Source organism: Streptomyces sp. DSM 42067, assembly GCF_055792885.1.
On record NZ_CM147706.1, the window covers coordinates 1,920,792 to 1,939,004 of the forward strand.

Here is an 18,213-nt window from a genome sequence, read left to right on the forward strand (position 1 = left end):
TTTTCCGGGAGAGGGCTCAGGCGGCCGGGTCGGTCGCAAGACGGGGTGGAGAGCGGCGGTGGCCGTACAGGAAGTCAAGTAGAACACGGCCCGACGGCCCCCACGGCCGGGCCGTGGGGGCCGTCGCGGCATGTGTGCCCTGGGGGCCGTCGCAGCGTGTCGCCGGCTCAGTTCCAGCTGGCGTGCAGCGGCTTGCCCTCCGCGTAGCCTGCCGCGCTCTGAATGCCGACGATCGCCTTCTCGGCGAACTCCTCGAGCGAGTTGGCGCCCGCGTAGGTGCAGGAGGAGCGGACGCCCGCGATGATCGCGTCGATCAGGTCCTCGACGCCCGGGCGGTGCGGGTCGAGGAACATCCGGGACGTCGAGATGCCCTCCTCGAACAGCGCCTTGCGGGCGCGGTCGTACGCGGACTCCTCGCTCGTACGGTTGCGGACGGCGCGCGAGGACGCCATGCCGAAGGACTCCTTGTAGAGCCGTCCGTCGGCGTCCTGCTGCAGATCGCCGGGCGACTCGTAGGTGCCCGCGAACCACGAGCCGATCATCACGTTCGACGCGCCGGCGGCCAGCGCCATGGCGACGTCACGCGGGTGCCGCACACCGCCGTCGGCCCACACGTGCTTGCCGTACTTCCTGGCCTCCGCGGCGCACTCGAGGACGGCCGAGAACTGCGGGCGGCCGACACCGGTCATCATGCGCGTGGTGCACATGGCGCCCGGGCCGACGCCGACCTTGACGATGTCCGCGCCGGCCTCGATCAGGTCCCTGACGCCCTCGGCCGCGACGACGTTGCCCGCGACGACCGGCACCTGCGGGTCGAGCGCCCGCACGGCCTTCAGCGCGGTGATCATCGATTCCTGGTGGCCGTGCGCGGTGTCGACGACGAGTGCGTCCACGCCCGCGTCGAGCAGCTGCTTTGCCTTGCCCGCCACATCGCCGTTGATGCCCACGGCAGCGGCGATGCGCAGCCGGCCCCGGTTGTCCACGGCGGGCTTGTAGAGGGTCGCGCGGAGGGCGCCCTTACGGGTCAGGATGCCGGCGAGGCGGCCGTCGCCGTCCACGGCGGGCGCGTACCGGCGGTTGGCGCCGTCGAGCGTGGTGAAGGCCTGACGCGGCTCGATGTCCGAGTCGAGGAGGAACAGGTCCTTCGACATGACCTCGGTCAGCTGCGTGAAGCGGTCGACGCCGCTGAGGTCGGCGTCGGTCACCACACCGATGGGCTTGTGGTTCTCGTCCACCACAACGCCTGCGTTGTGCGCCCGCTTGTGCAGCAGGGACATCGCATCGGCGACTGTCTGGTGCGGGGCCAGCACGATGGGGGTGTCCAGCACGAGATCGCGCTGCTTGACCCAGGAAACGACCTCGGCGACGACCTCGATCGGGATGTCCTGCGGGATGACGACGAGACCGCCGCGCCGGGCCACGGTCTCGGCCATCCGGCGGCCCGCGATGGCGGTCATGTTGGCGACGACCAGCGGGATCGTCGTGCCGGAGCCGTCCAGGGACGCAAGGTCGACGTCCTGCCGCGAGCCGACCGCGGAGCGGCTGGGCACCATGAAGACGTCGTCGTACGTCAGGTCGTACGGGGGCTGGATGTCGTTGAGGAAACGCACGTGCTGCACATCCCAGTCGATCAGAGGTGGCCCCCGGGCAGGTCAGCCGAGGGGAAGAAGCACGTACTTCATTGTCCCATGGGAGGGCTGTACAGCGGGCGGGACAATCATCCAGTCATGTCGGTGAAGGGCTGGTCGGATCCTCCGAGCGCCAGCATCACCGAGAGCGCCGGGCCTCGTTCCCGCATGCGCTCCACGGCCTCCGCGAACACCTCCTGGGCGACGGCCCACTCCCCCGGCTGCGCCGTGGCGTACCCCTGCCAGCCGGTGACGACGACCAGCAGGCCGCGATCCCGGCGCTCGGCGGCGGACGACGGCCATACGGAGACATCGGTGAGGCTGTCCGCGAGCGCGTCCCAGTTCCGCCCGAACCACTCCGGGAGCTCCAGCGCCCGCGCGCAGCGGTCCATGAACGCCGCCTTGTCCTCGGCCCCGGTGAGGTCGAGGAGGACGGTGGCCCAACCGTGCTCGGTCATCTCAGCACCGCCTTGGTCGTCCTTCCCCCACCCCGCCCCTTCCCGTAACCAGGGGGCCAGCCCCCTGGACCGCCGGTCCTCAATCTCCCCCAGCTAACGCTGGGAGGTGCCCCCAGACGGGCTGAAATTTGCCCGTCCGGCGATTGAGGACGAGCCCGTCAGGGCGATGAGGGGGGCTGGGGGCGGAGCCCACAGTTACGGGAAGGGGCGGGGTGGGGGAATTCCAAAGGGTCACGGCCCGTCCGGGTCCGCCCGGTCCAGGGCCGGCCGCGGCGTCGGCCCCGCGGCCATCAGAAAGTCCGCGGCCGAGGTGTCCGTGACAAGGCTGGTGACCAGCCCCGACCGCAGCACCGCATCGATCGCCGCAGCCTTCCGCTGACCACCCGCGATGGCGACGACCTCGGGGATCCGCCGCAGCCGGTCGGCCTCGACGGTGATGCACCGCTCGCCCAGGTCCCGCCCCACCCGGCGCCCCTCGGCGTCGAAGAGGTGCGCCGACATCTCGGCGGCGACACCGAGCGACGCGTAATGCGCGCGCTCCTCGTCGCTGAGCATGTCGTGAACCGTGGAGATGCCCGGCTCCCAGGAGCCGATGGACACGCAGGCCACGGTCACCTTGTCGAAGTACTCGAAGGCTCGGGCGATACCGGTCTGGTTGCGCAGCGCCGCGGCCGTGGCCGCGTCGGGCAGCAGCATCGGCGCGTAGATCGGGTGCGCGTCCCCGCCGGACACCTGCGCGGCGCGCCGGACCGCCTCGACCGAGCCGCGCTCGGCGGTCCCGGCGTCGTACACGCCCGTGAGCTGCACGACGGTGCAGGGCGGCAGCCGGTCGAGCGCCGCCGCCATGTGGATCGTCGAGCGGCCCCACGCGAGGCCGAGGACATCGCCCTCGTGGACGAGCTCGCCGAGGAGGTCCGCCGCGACCTCGCCGAGGTTCTCGGGGTCGGGCGACTCCTCGGCATCCGCCGGGGACTCGACGACCACGGCGTGCCGCAGGCCGTACCGGGAGCGCAGCGCGTCGGAGCGGTCGGCGTCCAGCTCGGCCGGCACCCGGATCTCGATGCGTACGAGGTCGCGCTCGAGTGCCGTCTCCAGAACCCGCGCCACCTTGAACCGGCTGACGCCGAACTCCTCAGCGATCTGGATCTTCGACTTGCCCTCGAGGTAGAAGCGACGGGCCATGGCCGCCGCCTGCACCAGCTCAGCGGGTCCCATCCGCAGGGCTGGCCGTCCCGCCGACATGCCAGTCACGGCGCTCTCCTCACTGCTGTTCACACTCTTGGATACGCCGCTCATCCTTGCAGATCCGGCGTATTTGATCAGCCCTGATGGGCGGCGTTCACGTACTCGTCGGTCAGTGGTTGCACGCCCACCCGGCGGTGGCGGTCGTCGCCTCGGCCTGGGTGCGCAGTGCACGTACCGCCTCGGCCGGGTCGTCGGCTCCGTACACCGCGGAACCGGCGACGAAGACGTCCGCGCCGGCCTCGGCGCAGCGCTCGATGGTGGAGGCCGAGACACCGCCGTCGACCTGCAGCCACAGCTCCAGACCGTGCTTGCTGATCAGCTCACGGGTACGGCGGATCTTCGGAAGCATGATGTCGAGGAACGCCTGCCCGCCGAAGCCCGGCTCGACGGTCATGATCAGCAGCATGTCCAGCTCGGGGAGCAGGTCCTCGTACGGCTCGATGGGCGTGGCCGGCTTGAGTGCCATGGAGGCCCGGGCGCCTTTCGCACGGATCTCGCGCGCAAGACGCACGGGTGCGGCCGCCGCCTCCACATGGAAGGTGACCGAACCGGCACCCGCTTCGACGTACTGCGGGGCCCAGCGGTCGGGGTCCTCGATCATCAGATGGCAGTCCAGCGGGGTGTCCGTCGCACGGCTGAGGGACTCCACGACCGGCACGCCGAGCGTGAGGTTCGGGACGAAGTGGTTGTCCATCACGTCGACATGGAGCCAGTCGGCGCCTTCGACGGCCCGGGCCTCCTCGGCGAGGCGGGCGAAGTCGGCGGACAGGATGCTGGGGTTGATCTGCACGGCCATGCCCCAAGCCTGCCATGCCCGAGGCTGGTTGCTCCCCCCGGCGTACCTGAGTACGACGCCCGAGTACGACGAGGGCCGGATCAGGCCGCCGCGGCGCCGTGACGTGCACGGCCCGCCGGCCCTCGCCCTGCCGTCAGCCGGTGCGCCGCAGCAGTGCCAGATACATCGCGTCCGTGCCGTGCAGATGCGGCCACAGCTGTACGTCCGGTCCCTCGCCCAGCGCCGGTACGCCGGGCAGGAGCGGGCGTGCGTCGATGAGCTCGGCGCCGCCGTCGTGCTTGAGCACGTCGTCGACGACGGCGCGGGTCTCGGCGAGATGCGGCGAGCAGGTCGCGTAGCCGACGACACCGCCGACGCGGACCGAGGCGAGCGCCGTGCGCAGTAGCCCTCGCTGCAGCGGCGCGAAGCCCTCCAGGTCGTCCGGGCGGCGCCGCCACCGAGCCTCCGGCCGGCGGCGCAGGGCACCGAGCCCGGTGCAGGGCACGTCCATCAGGACGCGGTCGAACGTGTCAGGCCGCCACGGCGGGCGCGTGCCGTCCGCGGCGATGACCTGGTACGGGCCGGGGTTGCCGGCGAGCGCCTTGGCGACGAGTCCGGCGCGGTGCGGCTGCTTCTCGGAGGCGAGGAGCACGGCACCGCGCTGCGCGGCGAGCCCTGCGAGCATCGCGGCCTTGCCGCCGGGGCCCGCGCACCCGTCGAGCCATGCCCGGTCGGGCCCCTCGAGGGGCGCGTTCGCGAGGGCGAGCGCCACCAGCTGGCTGCCCTCGTCCTGGACGCCCACGCGCCCCTCGCGCACGGCGTCGAGCGAACCGGGATCGCCGCCCTCGGTGAGCCGTACCGCATAGGGCGACCAGCGGCCGGGCAGCGCCGCCTCCTCACCCAGGCCGCCGAGCAGCTCCTCGGCGGTCGAGCGGCCCGGCCGGGCGACGAGCGTCACCTCGGGCCGCTCGTTGTCGGCCTCCAGCAGATCCTCGATCCCGGCCCGGCCCCCGCCGAGCGCGTCCCAGAGCGCCGAGACGATCCACCGCGGATGCGAGTGGACGACGGCGAGATGGTCCTCGGGGTCCTCGTCGTAGGGCGGTGCGACCCGCTCCAGCCAGCCGTCAAGATCGTGCTGGGCGACCTTGCGCAGTACGGCGTTGACGAACTTGGCGCGCCCGTCGCCGAGGACGACCCGCGCAAGCTCCACGGTCGCGGAGACCGCCGCGTGCGACGGGATACGCGTGCCGAGCAGCTGGTGCACGCCGAGGCTCAGCACATCCAGGACCGGCGGGTCCACCTCGCGCAGCGGCCGGTCGATGCAGGCCGCGATGATCGCGTCGTAGGTGCCCTGCCGGCGCAGCGTCCCGTACACGAGCTCGGTGGCGAGCGCCGCGTCCCGCCCGTCGAAGCCGTCCTTCTCGCGGGCCTTCCGCAGCAGCGGGGGCAGGACGAGGTTGGCGTACGCATCGCGCTCGTCGACGGCGCGCAGCGCCTCGAAGGCGAGTATGCGTACGGGGTCCTTCTGGGGACGGCGATACGGCTTGCCCTGCGGACGGGGACGACGACGAGACGACTCGCTCACGAAAAAGGTGCTCCGGATCCTGGATGACGTACCCGTCAAGCGTACGTGGCCCGCGTCGGGGGTCGCGGCGGGGCGGGCTCCGCAGCCACTGCACGCCCGGCGCCGCGCACCGAGGGGCACCGCAAGGCCGGGCACGCCCACGCCCTCCCCCGAGCCCTGCCTCGAACTCGTCCTACCGCGAGCCCTGTCCCCCGAGCCGCTCGCCGGTGGCGATCCTGACGCCGCGGGCCCAGTCCGCCGCCCGCATCGGCTTCTTGCCCTGGGCCTGCACCCACAGCAGTTCCACGGCGTGCGACCCGGTACCGACGTACACGTTGTTCTTGCCGACGGACAGCTCCCCCGGAGTGAGGTCGTCCCGGTCAGGGGTGAGCGCGACCTGGACGAGCTTGAGCCGCTCGCCCCGGAACACGGTCCACGCACCGGGCGCCGGCGTGCAGCCGCGCACGACGCGGTCCACGCGTAGCGCGGGCGCCGACCAGTCCACCTGCGCGTCCTCGACGGTGATCTTCGGCGCGATGGTGATGCCCTCGGTGGGCTGCGGCACGGCCTTGAGGGTGCCGTCCTCGATGCCGTCCATCGTCGCGGCGAGCAGCCCGGCGCCCGCGAAGGCAAGCCGGGTGAGCAGATCGCCGCTGGTGTCGGTGGGGCGCACCTGTTCCGTCACGGTGCCGTAGACGGGCCCGGAGTCGAGCCCCTCCTCGATGAGGAAGGTGGACGCGCCGGTGATCTCGTCGCCCGCCATGAGGGCGTGCTGCACTGGGGCGGCGCCGCGCCAGGCGGGCAGCAGCGAGAAGTGCAGGTTGACCCAGCCGTGGACCGGGATGTCGAGGGCGGTCCTGGGCAGCAGCGCCCCGTAGGCGACGACCGGGCAGCAGTCGGGCGCGATCTCCCGCAGCCGCGCCAGGAAGTCCTCGTCGCGCGGCTTCGCGGGCTTGAGCACCTCGATCCCGGCCTCCTCGGCACGCGCGGCGACCGGGCTGGCGACCAGGTGGCGTCCGCGCCCGGCGGGCGCGTCCGGCCGGGTGACGACGGCGGCCACCTCGTGCCGTCCGGAGGCGATCAGGGCGTCCAGAGCGGGAACGGCGACCTCGGGGGTCCCTGCGAAGACCAGCTTCACTCGGAAATACCTCGCATCTCTCGTGCAGGCCCACATATGCCCGGCCGCTGGCCGGGTCTGTGACGGCAGCTCACCAGTCTATGGGCCGCGGGTGGGCGAGGGATCGGCCCGGTCGGTGACGCCGAGCGGGCACCCGATGACCTCGGGCGGGCGTCGCGGGGGCGTACGCGCAGATGTGCGCCCTGCGCATATGCCCTTACGCCCTATCAGCGTGACCACACACCGTTCGGCGCGTTGGTCAAGAAAGAGTTGACACCATGGGCCGCCGACACGGCCCGATCCCTTTCAACGCCGGTTCGAGAGGCTTGTTCATGGCCGACCATGCAACCCACGACGCCCAGGCTCGGGCCAGCCTGCACCTGCTGGTGCGGGACATCGAGCGGGTCCGCCGGCAGGTGGACGCATTGCGCACCCTCACCGCCCAGTTGGGCAACGTCTACCGCCCGCGCCGCTCCGGCCCCGCCACGGGCTTCGTCGTCTACGGACGGGCACCCGCCCCCACGGTCCGTCTCGCCCAGGAACTGCGGGACAGCGTAGAGACCCTGGTCACGGCCGCCGTGGACTTCGATCGCTCACTGGGGTTCTCGTGGGACGCGGTGGGCTCGGCGCTCGGCGTGACGAAGCAGGCGGTCCACCGGCGGTACGGTGCCCGGCGGGCCGCGGCTCAGGCGGCGGCCAACGCGGAGCGCGCGGCGGAACCGTCGGGCGCCCGCGCCGTGCCCCTCGGCACGGCGATCCCGGCCGTCCCCGCCGCCCGGTCCATGCCGACCCAGCCGACGGCGGGCAGCCCCGGACTCCGCGACGAGGCGCGTCCCGGGGCCTTCCCCGGCCCGCGCAACGGCTGACCCCAGCGTCTGCCTCCCGACCACGCGGCGACGGGGCGTGGTCGGGAGGCAGACGCATGTCGCTCTCGCTCGCCTGCGGGCTCACGTGGAGCCCCTGAGCGCCTGGGCATACGCCGCACCCGCTGCGGGCAGGCGTTCCTCCTCGCCCAGCTAACGCCGGGGCCCCCAGGGCGACTGGTCCCCTGCTCGTGAGAGCCGAGAGCCCTGGGCTGGGCACAGCCGAGCCCCCGCGGCGCCGGGTTGCGCATCCATCCCGGTCGGCGCGCGCTCGGGTGAACCCGAGCGCGGTGCTGCCGCAGCTTCGCCATCGCCGCCTTCCTCCCGCGCCAGCGGCCGGCCGCCGCTGTGGGGCGGCGGCCCCGCTTCCGCGACGCCGTCCGCCGGGGACTCGGCCCTGGCGGGGAAGATCGACCGCTTCGGGACGAGCGCCCTTCGCCGAGGTCTCCGCCGCCCTGCTCGAGCGCCTGGCCGGGAGGCGCCGAGCATGTCGGTCGCCGCCCCGCGGTCCCGCAGTGCGCTCTCTCGGCCCCTCAGGTGCCGAGTCCTCCCCGCGAGGCTCACCCGATGTCCGGCGGATCGATCCGAATCCGGACCGGCTCCACACCACCCCGCGCCATCCGCGCGGCCTGGGCCGCCTTCAGCGCGGACGCCAGTGCCGCTCCGCGGCCGGGCGGCACGCGGATGAGCGCGCGCTCCCAGAGCTCGCCGGGCGGCGGCGCCCCCGGGCGGCGCGACTGCCCGGGCCCCGTCACGGGCAGCGGCACGGGGCCCAACACCTCGGCGTCCGGGGGCAGTTCGGTGCCGGCGAGGAAGGACGCCAGAGCCTCCGGTGTCCCCGACACCGCCGCCATCCGGGACACTGGAGGAAAGCCCAGCTCCGCACGCTCGGCGAGCTCGCGCGCCGCATGCCCGACGGGGTCCCACCGCACCAGTGCCTGCACAGGCCGCAGCGTCGGCTCGGCGACGACCACAACCGTCCCGCCCGCGCCCTGGTCCCGTACGAGCGCGGCAGCCCCGATCCACCGGCGCAGCGCATCCTCACCCGCCCGCAGATCCGGCCGCCCCAGCATCGCCCAGCCGTCCAGCAGCAACGCCGCCGCGTAGCCGCCTTCGGCGACGGGTTCGGCCCCCGGCGTACTCACCACCAGGGCAGGCGCCGCCGGCACCGTGTCCAGCACGTGTTCGCGCCCGGAGGTGCGCACCGGCACCGCGGGGAACGCTCGTCCCAGCTCCTCAGCGGTGCGCCGGGCCCCGACTATCCGGGCCCGGAGCCCGAAGCCCCCGCACTCGGGGCAGTGCCAGGCGGTCTCGTCCCGCCCGCACCAGGCGCACCGCAGCGGCCCGGCGTCCGGGGCGGCCTCCAGCGGCCCGGCACAGTGCCGGCAGCGGGCAGGCGCCCGGCACTGCGTACACGACAGCCTCGGCACATAGCCACGTCGCGGCACCTGCACCAGCACGGGCCCGTGCTGGAGCGCGTCCCTGACGATCTGCCAGCCGATTGTGGGCAGGCGTGCGGTCCGCGCCGCCTCGTCCCGCGCGAGGTCCGCGTCCCCCACCGTGCGTACGAGAGGGGCCGCGCGGCGTATCTGCTCGCGGTCGGCCACGAGGGGCAGTGCCCAGCCGCTGTCGACCAGTTGAGCGGCCTCCACTGTGCAGCTCCAACTCCCGAGCAGGAAGGCGGACTTGGTGTGCGCGGCCCTCAGCAGCAGCACCTCGCGTGCATGGGGCTGCGGGGCATGCTGCTCGCTGTGGCTGCCGTCCCCGTCGTCCCAGATCGCGACAAGCCCCAGATCGCGGACCGGAGCGAACATCGCGGCCCGCGTCCCCACGACGGCCCGCACGGACCCGCGCCGGGCGCCGAGCCACTGCCGGTACCGCTTCTCCGGCCCGGCCTCGGCGGTCAGGACCGCGTGCCGTCCCGTGCCGAGCACCGCGGTCAGTGCGGCATCGACCCGGGCGACCGTCCGCCCGTCCGGCACCACGACCAGGGCTCCGCGCCCCGAGGCGAGTGTCGCGGCGACGGCACGCGCCAGCTCGTCCGCCCACTCAGGCCCCGGAAGGGCGTTCCACACCGCCCGCGGAGAGGCCCCCGTGGCGAGCGCCTCCAAAAACGCCGCGCCCTGCGCGTACCGCCCCCACGATCCGGGCTCTGGCGCCGGCGGCGCCGGCAGGGGTTCCGGTGAGGGCTTGCCCTCTGCCCGCCCGTTGCGCGGCGGAACGGCCAGCTGCAGCACATCGGCGAGGCTCCCGGCATACCGGTCGGCGACGGCCCGTGCGAGCCCGAGCAGTTCCTCGCTGAGCACGGGCTCGGTGGACACCACCTGTGCCAGCGCGGCCAACGGCCCTGAGTAGTCCGACTCGGCGACCCGCTCGACGAGGAACCCGTCGACGAGCCCGCCGCCCTCGCGACGCCCCTCCCGCACGTGATGCCGCCCGGCTCCGAACCGCACCCGGACCCGCACGCCCGGCTGCGCCTGCTCGTCCAGTTCCTCGGGCACCGCATAGTCGAAGTACCGGTCGAGGTGCAGGACGCCCTTGTCGACGAGCACCCGCGCCACCGGCCGCTCCTTGGCAAGCGCGGCGCCCCGCCAGGTCCGCGGCTTGGCCCGCGGCGTCCTGGCCCTCCGCACACTCTCCCGAATCAGCGCGAGCTGCTCCGGCGGCACGCCCCCTGCGCCCGCATCCTGCCCGTTGTCGCTGCTCACAGCAGCATTCCTACCAGACACCACCGACAACCGGCCCAGGCCGAGCTCCCGGCCGACGGTGTCCGGAAACGGCGCGAGGCCCGGACCCCTGTGGGGTCCGGGCCTCGCGGCATGCTCGGTCTTGCGGGCCTTACAGACCCACCGCCTTGCGCAGCGCGTCCACCCTGTCCGTGCGCTCCCACGTGAAGTCCGGCAGTGCGCGGCCGAAGTGGCCGTACGCCGCGGTCTGGGCATAGATCGGGCGCAGCAGGTCCAGGTCGCGGATGATCGCCGCCGGGCGGAGGTCGAACACGGCACCGATAGCCGCCTCGATCTTCTCCGGGTCCACGGTGTTCGTACCGAACGTCTCCACGAAGAGGCCGACGGGCTCGGCCTTGCCGATCGCGTAGGCGACCTGCACCTCGCAGCGGGCCGCGAGGCCCGCTGCGACGACGTTCTTGGCGACCCACCGCATCGCGTACGCGGCGGAGCGGTCGACCTTGGACGGGTCCTTCCCGGAGAAGGCACCGCCACCGTGGCGGGCCATGCCGCCGTACGTGTCGATGATGATCTTGCGGCCGGTCAGGCCGGCGTCGCCCATCGGGCCGCCGATCTCGAAGCGACCGGTGGGGTTGACCAGCAGCCGGTAGCCGTCGGTCTCCAGCTTGATGCCGTCGTCGACCAGGGCCTTCAACTCCGGCTCGACGACGAACTCGCGGATGTCGGGGGCGAGCAGCGAGTCCAGGTCGATGTCGCTCGCGTGCTGCGAGGAGACCACCACGGTGTCCAGACGGACCGCCTTGTCACCGTCGTACTCGATGGTGACCTGCGTCTTGCCGTCCGGGCGCAGGTAGGGGATGGTCCCGTTCTTGCGGACCTCGGTCAGGCGGCGCGAGAGCCGGTGCGCGAGGTAGATGGGCAGCGGCATCAGCTCGGGCGTCTCGTCGCACGCGTAGCCGAACATCAGGCCCTGGTCGCCCGCGCCCTGCTTGTCCAGCTCGTCGTCGTCGCCCTCCACCCGGGACTCGTACGCCGTGTCGACACCCTGCGCGATGTCCGGGGACTGCGAGCCGATGGACACCGACACACCGCAGGAGGCGCCGTCGAAGCCCTTCTTCGAGGAGTCGTACCCGATCTCGAGGATCTTGTTCCGGACGAGCGTCGCGATGTCCGCGTACGCCTTGGTCGTGACCTCACCGGCCACGTGCACCAGTCCGGTGGTGATCAGCGTCTCCACGGCGACCCGGGACGTCGGGTCCTCCCGCAGAAGCGCGTCGAGAATGGTGTCGCTGATCTGGTCAGCGATCTTGTCGGGGTGACCCTCGGTCACGGACTCCGAGGTGAACAGGCGACGGGACACAACGCTCCCTGTGGTTGCAGCGGCTGCTGGCTGATCATTGACGGACCGGCCGGAGGCTGCGCCCGGCGTCGTCCGAGACCAGTTTATCGGTCGTGCCCGGCCGCCGGACCACGTGTCTCGACACATGGAAGCCCTGTGACCTGGGGCACTGGCATTCTGCGGTACGACGATCGGCCCACACCAGGGCTTCAGGCCCCGAAAATGCGGGGTCCGCGACGTCCGGGGGAACGCAAGGCGACGTTCGCGTGAACGGCGCCTCCCATCATTGTTCGAATGAAGAATGACACGGCCGAGGGCGGATCCTTCGGCGTGTCGCGTCACCGTATGTGCTGCCGTCGCGCCTTGGGTGTGTCACCCGCCACAGGCGGGCCGCAACGCCGCTGGCCTCTGTCAGGCGAGGCGGCTCAGGCGAGGCGCTGTGCGACCAGGTCCCACACGGTGTCGGCGAGCGCCTCCTTGGGGCCGTACGGCACGGGGGTCTCGCTGCCGTCGGCGCTGAGCACCACGGCCTCGTTCTCCTCGGAGCCGAAGGTCTTGCGCTCCCCCACCTCGTTCACGACGAGCAGGTCGCAGCCCTTGCGCTGCAGTTTGGTGCGGCCGTTCGCCAGTACGTCGTCGGTCTCGGCGGCGAATCCGACGATCACCTGGCCGGGGCGGGGCCGGTCGGCGGAGATCTCGGCGAGGATGTCCGGGTTGCGGACCAGCGTGATCGCCTCCGGATCCTCGCCGTCCTTCTTCTTGATCTTGCCCGTGGCGTACGTCGCGGGGCGGAAATCGGCCACGGCGGCGGCCATGACGACTGCGTCGGCGTGTGCTGCGGCCTTGATGACCGCCTCGCGGAGCTGGACGGCGGTCCCCACCGGGACGACCTCCACGCCCGCCGGGTCGGGCAGCCCGGTGGTGTTGGCGGCGATCAGCGTGACACGGGCGCCGCGCGCCGCGGCGGTACGGGCGAATGCGTACCCCTGCTTGCCGGAGGACCGGTTCCCGAGGAATCGGACGGGATCGAGCGGTTCACGGGTGCCGCCCGCGCTCACGACGACGTGGCGGCCGGCGAGGTCCACGGTGTGGGTGTCACGGGCCAGTGTCCGGCGGCAGAGCTCGAAGATCTCCACGGGATCCGGGAAGCGGCCCTTGCCGGTGTCGACGCCGGTGAGGCGGCCGACGGCGGGCTCGATGACGATGGCGCCGCGGCGCCGCAGCGTCGCCACGTTCTCCTGCGTTGCGGGGTGCTCCCACATCTCGGTGTGCATGGCGGGGGCGAAGATCACCGGACACCGGGCCGTGAGCAGGGTGTTCGTGAGCAGGTCGTCGGCGAGGCCGTGGGCGGCCTTGGCGATGATGTCGGCGGTGGCGGGGGCGACGACGACGAGGTCGGCCGCCTGTCCGATCCGTACGTGCGGAACCTCGTGCACGTCCGACCAGACCTCGGTCGACACGGGATGGCCCGAGAGCGCCGACCAGGTGGCGGCGCCGACGAAGTGCAGCGCGGACTCGGTGGGCACGACGCGTACGTCGTGTCCCGACTCGGTCAGCTGCCGCAGCAGCTCGCATGCCTTGTAGGCGGCGATGCCACCGCTGACGCCCAGAACGACCTTCGGCTTGTCCACCGTCTGCTCTTCTCCCTGCCGGCTGCCGGCCCGCTGATCTGCTGGCTGACCTGCGGACCCGGTGACGAACGCGTACCCACTCATGACACACCACAGGCCCGGCAGTCGAGCTGCCGGGCCTGTGGTGCTGCGAAACGCCCCCTTGGGCGCTTCGGAAAACGCCTTACTGCGCCGGGCCCTCGACGGACTCGGAGGTCAGCAGTCCCGCGTTGATCTCGCGCAGGGCGATCGAGAGCGGCTTCTCGTGCACGTGCGTGTCCACGAGCGGACCCACGTACTCGAGGAGGCCCTCGCCGAGCTGCGAGTAGTACGCGTTGATCTGGCGAGCACGCTTGGCCGCGTAGATCACGAGGCTGTACTTCGAGTCGGTTGCCTCGAGGAGCTCGTCGATCGGCGGGTTGATGATGCCCTCGGGCGTGGTGATGGAAGAGGACACGCTCTACCTTCCGATGGATGGGAAAACCAGAAAGATCAAACACTGGGGTCCGGGGATGCTGGGATCCGGGGGTTGTTCCCCGCTGCGGCTCGTCCCCCCATTGAGAGGCGTTCCCCGCTGGGAGTGGATCCCTATTCCCCAGAAGACACCGCCATCAAGGCTAGCAGCTCACGCGCCACGTCCTCGACGGAGGTGTTGACCAGGGTGGTGTCGAACTCTGACTCGGCTGCCAGTTCGACCTTGGCTGCTTCCAGACGGCGCTCGATGACCTCGGGCGGCTCGGTGCCGCGGCCGGTCAGCCGACGCACCAGCTCCTCCCAGGAGGGAGGAGCCAGGAACACCAGCAAGGCGTCCGGCATGGACTCCCTGACCTGACGCGCGCCCTGGAGGTCGATCTCCAGGAGAACGGGCTCGCCGGCCTCCAGCTTCTCGACCACGGCACGGCGGGGAGTGCCGTAGCGGTTGCCCGCGAACTCGGCCCACTCCAGCAGCTCGCCGTTGGCGATCAGCTTGTCCATCTCCTCGTCGGTGACGAAGAAGTAGTGGACGCCGTGCCGCTCACCCGGGCGCGGCTTGCGGGTCGTCGCCGACACCGAGAGCCAGACCTCGGGGTGCTTTGCGCGCATATGAGCGACGACCGTGCTCTTGCCGACCCCGGAGGGGCCGGAGAGCACGGTCAGCCGCGGACGTACGTCCGGGGGTGCGGGGGTCGCCCCCCGGGTTGTTGCAGCCATGCAGTGATTATCCAGGTTCTCAGGGGTGCCCGAGAACGTCAGGCGGCGCCGCCGCCGAACTCGCGCTCCAAGGAGGCGATCTGGTTGGAGCCGAGGCCGCGCACCCGACGGCTCTCGGAGATACCGAGTCGCTCCATGATCTGCTTGGCGCGGACCTTGCCCACGCCCGGGAGGGACTCGAGGAGGGCGGAGACCTTCATCTTGCCGATGACGTCGTTCTCCTGGCCCTGCTTGATGACCTCGTGAAGGGAGGCGCCGGAGTGCTTGAGTCGATTCTTGACCTCGGCCCGCTCCCGGCGAGCCGCGGCGGCCTTTTCGAGCGCGGCTGCGCGCTGTTCAGGGGTAAGGGGCGGAAGAGCCACGCCTACGTCACCTCGGATGTCGAACTGTCGGATACGGACCGGTGAGGAACCTAGTCGCCCCACACCTGGGGAGCAACGAGCAACGCTTTGCCCGTGCACTCTCGACGGAGACTAGCGGCCAAGTCCGCCGGAGTCAGCGAGAACAGACGAAAAGTCCTGGTCAGCCTCCATTGAACCCGACATAACGGGCATATTGCCCCGGATTTGAGGGTGTATTCGCCTGGAGCTCGGGCCGCGAGGCCCTGTGACGGGGGGCTTGGACACCCTGCGGGGCGTGCGGGGTGGCCCCCAGACCCAGAAGAAACGCTCCCTCGGGGCATCGGTGCGGGTGGGCCGGGGCGGGGTGGGGGTGTGCCGCGCGGCGCGCGGCGGGCGGCGGGCGGCGGGCGGCGGGCGGCGGGCGGCGGGCGGCGGGCGGCGGGCGATCGTCCCGACGCAGGGCGGCGGGCAGCCCGGGTCCGTGGCCGCAGCGGCCGATCGTCCGGCCGCAGGGCGCCACGGGGCACTGGAGCGGTGTGCCGGCGCCCTTGCCGCGCCCCGGGCCGGGCGGCGAGCGCCCGGCGGGCCGAAACGGGCCGGCACCGGGCTGCGGTGGACCACCCCCATCGCTCGCCGGGCGCCACGAGGCAGTGGAGCGGTGTGCCGGCGCCCTCCGCCACGCCTCGGGCCCGGGGCGGGCCGCGAGCGCCCGGCGGGCCGAAACGGGCCGGCACCGGGCTGCTGGGGTGGACCACCGGCCCATCGCTCGCCTGGCGCCACGGGACACCGGAGCGGTGCGCCGACGCCCGTGCCGCGCCTAAGGGCGGCACCCTTAGGCGACCGCCGAGCCAAAGCGGGCCGGAACGGGCCGCAGCAGCCGACCGTCCCGCGGCCGACAGCCGCTGCCGGACACGGGGGGCAATCGGCCAGCGAGTGGAACCGCTTGAGCCCCGGGCCCGGCCGGGGAGCGCCCGGCCGATGCGGGTCGGCACCGGGCCGCACAAGGCCATCGTGCCGTTGCCGGGCGCCACGAACGGGACACCGGAGCGGTGCGCCGACGCCCGTACTCAGGCCAAGGGCCGGGCGGGCGGGCGCCAGGCAAGGGGGCAGGACCGGGCCGAAGCGGCCGGATCGGCCCGCCACGAGGGGCCGCCGGCTCCCGGAGCGACGAACCGGCGCTGATGCCGTGCCGCAGGACCAGAGCCGGGCGGCGAGCGCCGGGGTATGCGGGACAGTACCGGGAGGGGCAGAGGCCGTAGTGGTCGAAGCCGACGGCGGTCGTGGCCCGGTCGAAGGGAGACTTTGCTCACGCCGGCCGGGCCGCAGCAGGCCACGGGCCACAGGCGGGTGCAGGCCACGGACCAGAAGGTCACCGCCAGGAGGTCACCGCCCCGCCCGGTGCATCCGGCGTCTTACGCGCTCTCCACCGCCTCGCGCACCTCGTCCGCGAAGCGGACCGCCGCGTCGCGCAGGGCGGCCGGAGAGGGGCCGGCCTTCAGGACGGCCCGGCTGACGTTCGGCACGACATTGCGTACCGATTCGCCGAAGACCCGCGGAAGGTCGGCGGGGGTGGCGCCCTGGGCGCCGATGCCGGGGGCCAGGAGCGGGCCGTTGATGGCGAGGTCGTACGACGAGAGGTCGCCCAGCGTGGCGCCGACGACCGCGCCGAAGGAGCCGAGCGGCTCGGCGCCCGCGTTGTCGTCGGCAAGGTGCGCGAGCATGGTCGCGCCGACGGTGCGGCCGTCCGCGCGCACCGCGTGCTGGACCTCGGCCCCCTCCGGGTTGGAGGTAAGGGCGAGGACGAAGAGCCCGGCGCCGCTCTCCCGCGCGAGATCGACGGCCGGCTTCAGCGAGCCGTACCCGAGGTACGGGGAGACCGTCAGCGCGTCCGAGAACAGCGGCGCGTCCTTGCGGAGATACGTCTCCGCGTACGCGGCCATGGTGGAGCCGATGTCACCGCGCTTGGCGTCCATGACGACGAGGCCGCCCGCGTCGCGCAGGTCCGCCACGGCCTTCTCCAGGACGGCGATGCCGGGCGAGCCGAAGCGCTCGAAGAAGGCCGACTGCGGCTTGAACACAGCGACCTGGTCGGCGAGTGCGTCGACGACGGTGCGCGTGAAGGTCTCCAGGCCCTGGATGTCGTCGTTCAGGCCCCAGCCGGCGAGCAGCGACGCGTGCGGGTCGATGCCGACGCAGAGCGGCCCGCGGGTGTCCATGGCGTGGCGCAGACGCGCGCCGAAGGGTTCCAGAGGGCTCATGCGGATGCCTTTCGGGTGTCGGCGCCGACGGCCTCGGCGAGGGTGGCGTACGGGCTGGTGCGCAGCCGGGCGGCCAGGCCCTTGTGGATGGCGCGCGCCCAGAACGGGCCCTCGTAGATGAAGGCGCTGTAGCCCTGTACGAGCGTCGCGCCCGCGAGGATCCGCTGCCAGGCGTCCTCGGCGTTCTCGATGCCTCCGACGCCCACGAGGGTGATCCGGTCCCCCACGCGCGCGTAGAGGCGCCTCAGGACCTCCAGGGAGCGCTCCTTGAGGGGCGCTCCGGACAGACCGCCGGTCTCCTCGACGAGGGCCGGGTCGGACTTGAGTCCCAGCCCGTCCCGGGCGATCGTCGTGTTCGTCGCGATGATGCCGTCCAGGCCGAGCTCGACGGCGAGGTCGGCGACGGCGTCGATGTCGTCGTCGGCGAGATCGGGCGCGATCTTGACGAGCAGGGGTACGCGGCGGTCGGGGACGCTCCGGTCGGCGGCCTCGCGGACCGCGCTGAGCAGCGGACGCAGCTGGTCGACGGCCTGGAGGTTGCGCAGGCCCGGGGTGTTCGGCGACGACACGTTCACGACCAGGTAGTCGGCGTGGCGGGCGAGCCGCTCGGTCGACTTCACGTAGTCGCCGACGGCCTCGGCCTCCGGCACGACCTTGGTCTTGCCGATGTTGACGCCCACGGTGGTCTTGAAGACCGGTACGCGGGAGGCGAGGCGCGCGGCGACGGCGGCCGAGCCGTCGTTGTTGAAGCCCATGCGGTTGATCAAGGCGCGGTCGGGGACCAGCCGGAACAGCCGCTTCTTCGGGTTGCCGGGCTGCGGCTCGCCGGTGACGGTGCCGATCTCGATGTGGTCGAAGCCGAGCATCGACATGCCGTCGATCGCGACGGCGTTCTTGTCGAAGCCCGCGGCGAGCCCGAACGGGCCGTGCATACGCAGCCCGAAGGCCTCGGTACGCAGCTCCTTGTAGCGGAGGGCGAGCGCGGCCGCGACGAAGGTGCGGAGCACCGGGATGCGGGCGGCGAGGCGGATCCAGCGGAAGGCCAGGTAGTGGGCCTTCTCGGGGTCCATCCGGTGGAAGACCAGCCGGAAGAAAAGCTTGTACATGGTCATGTCCTCATGAAGGGCTTCATGAAGC

At 72.4% G+C, this 18,213-nt stretch carries 16 protein-coding genes; 2 read left to right on the forward strand and 14 right to left on the reverse strand.

Annotated features, from left to right (window positions below):
* Positions 1-167: 167 nt before the first annotated feature.
* The 6 genes from ACSMXV_RS09160 to fmt form a co-directional block, all read right to left on the reverse strand.
* Positions 168-1,610 carry a GuaB1 family IMP dehydrogenase-related protein gene (locus ACSMXV_RS09160; RefSeq protein WP_473178868.1) on the reverse strand — a complete coding sequence of 481 codons (1,443 nt, stop codon included), beginning with the start codon at positions 1,608-1,610 and terminating at the stop codon, positions 168-170.
* A gap of 107 nt (positions 1,611-1,717) precedes the next feature.
* Positions 1,718-2,086 (reverse strand): barstar family protein, encoded by a 369-nt coding sequence (locus tag ACSMXV_RS09165; protein ID WP_473177201.1) that lies wholly within the window; start codon positions 2,084-2,086, stop codon positions 1,718-1,720.
* Positions 2,087-2,317: 231 nt separating this feature from the next.
* Positions 2,318-3,361, reverse strand: coding sequence for a sugar-binding transcriptional regulator (locus ACSMXV_RS09170; protein ID WP_181657392.1), 1,044 nt, complete (start codon positions 3,359-3,361; stop codon positions 2,318-2,320).
* A 79-nt stretch (positions 3,362-3,440) separates the two neighbouring features.
* Entirely contained in the window at positions 3,441-4,127 is a 687-nt protein-coding gene (rpe, locus tag ACSMXV_RS09175) for a ribulose-phosphate 3-epimerase (RefSeq protein ID WP_181863988.1), read from the reverse strand.
* Between the two features lie 133 nt (positions 4,128-4,260).
* Positions 4,261-5,691, reverse strand: a complete 1,431-nt coding sequence (locus tag ACSMXV_RS09180; protein WP_473177202.1) for an RsmB/NOP family class I SAM-dependent RNA methyltransferase — start codon at positions 5,689-5,691, stop codon at positions 4,261-4,263.
* Between the two features lie 172 nt (positions 5,692-5,863).
* Positions 5,864-6,808, reverse strand: coding sequence for a methionyl-tRNA formyltransferase (gene fmt / locus ACSMXV_RS09185; RefSeq protein WP_473177203.1), 945 nt, complete (start codon positions 6,806-6,808; stop codon positions 5,864-5,866).
* 311 nt (positions 6,809-7,119) lie between these two features.
* On the opposite strand from fmt, the gene ACSMXV_RS09190 reads away from it, so the two are divergent.
* On the forward strand, positions 7,120-7,653 hold the full coding sequence (locus tag ACSMXV_RS09190; RefSeq protein ID WP_473177204.1) for a hypothetical protein: 534 nt from the start codon (positions 7,120-7,122) through the stop codon (positions 7,651-7,653).
* Positions 7,654-8,210: 557 nt separating this feature from the next.
* Here ACSMXV_RS09190 and ACSMXV_RS09195 read toward each other — a convergent pair.
* From ACSMXV_RS09195 to ACSMXV_RS09220, 6 genes are all read right to left on the reverse strand, one after another.
* A complete protein-coding gene (locus ACSMXV_RS09195) occupies positions 8,211-10,358 on the reverse strand; it encodes a primosomal protein N' (RefSeq protein ID WP_473177205.1) in 2,148 nt (715 codons plus the stop codon).
* Positions 10,359-10,488: 130 nt separating this feature from the next.
* Positions 10,489-11,697 (reverse strand): methionine adenosyltransferase, encoded by a 1,209-nt coding sequence (gene metK, locus ACSMXV_RS09200; RefSeq protein WP_181657171.1) that lies wholly within the window; start codon positions 11,695-11,697, stop codon positions 10,489-10,491.
* A 404-nt stretch (positions 11,698-12,101) separates the two neighbouring features.
* Complete coding sequence (gene coaBC / locus ACSMXV_RS09205; protein ID WP_473177206.1) at positions 12,102-13,307, reverse strand: bifunctional phosphopantothenoylcysteine decarboxylase/phosphopantothenate--cysteine ligase CoaBC; 1,206 nt, start codon at positions 13,305-13,307, stop codon at positions 12,102-12,104.
* Between the two features lie 163 nt (positions 13,308-13,470).
* On the reverse strand, positions 13,471-13,743 hold the full coding sequence (gene rpoZ, locus ACSMXV_RS09210) for a DNA-directed RNA polymerase subunit omega (RefSeq protein ID WP_067276962.1): 273 nt from the start codon (positions 13,741-13,743) through the stop codon (positions 13,471-13,473).
* Between the two features lie 131 nt (positions 13,744-13,874).
* Positions 13,875-14,477, reverse strand: coding sequence for a guanylate kinase (gmk, locus tag ACSMXV_RS09215; RefSeq protein ID WP_181657173.1), 603 nt, complete (start codon positions 14,475-14,477; stop codon positions 13,875-13,877).
* A 38-nt stretch (positions 14,478-14,515) separates the two neighbouring features.
* Complete coding sequence (locus tag ACSMXV_RS09220; protein ID WP_005319887.1) at positions 14,516-14,839, reverse strand: integration host factor; 324 nt, start codon at positions 14,837-14,839, stop codon at positions 14,516-14,518.
* A gap of 957 nt (positions 14,840-15,796) precedes the next feature.
* Between ACSMXV_RS09220 and ACSMXV_RS09225 the strand changes: the two genes are divergently transcribed.
* Positions 15,797-16,000, forward strand: coding sequence for a hypothetical protein (locus ACSMXV_RS09225; RefSeq protein ID WP_473177207.1), 204 nt, complete (start codon positions 15,797-15,799; stop codon positions 15,998-16,000).
* Positions 16,001-16,230: 230 nt separating this feature from the next.
* Here the strand turns inward: ACSMXV_RS09225 and pyrF are convergent, their stop codons facing one another.
* Together pyrF and ACSMXV_RS09235 are read right to left on the reverse strand one after the other, a co-directional pair.
* On the reverse strand, positions 16,231-17,076 hold the full coding sequence (gene pyrF, locus ACSMXV_RS09230; protein WP_473177208.1) for an orotidine-5'-phosphate decarboxylase: 846 nt from the start codon (positions 17,074-17,076) through the stop codon (positions 16,231-16,233).
* Positions 17,073-18,182, reverse strand: a complete 1,110-nt coding sequence (locus tag ACSMXV_RS09235; RefSeq protein WP_473177209.1) for a quinone-dependent dihydroorotate dehydrogenase — start codon at positions 18,180-18,182, stop codon at positions 17,073-17,075. The genes pyrF and ACSMXV_RS09235 overlap by 4 nt, the downstream gene beginning before the upstream one ends.
* Between the last annotated feature and the right edge of the window lie 31 nt (positions 18,183-18,213).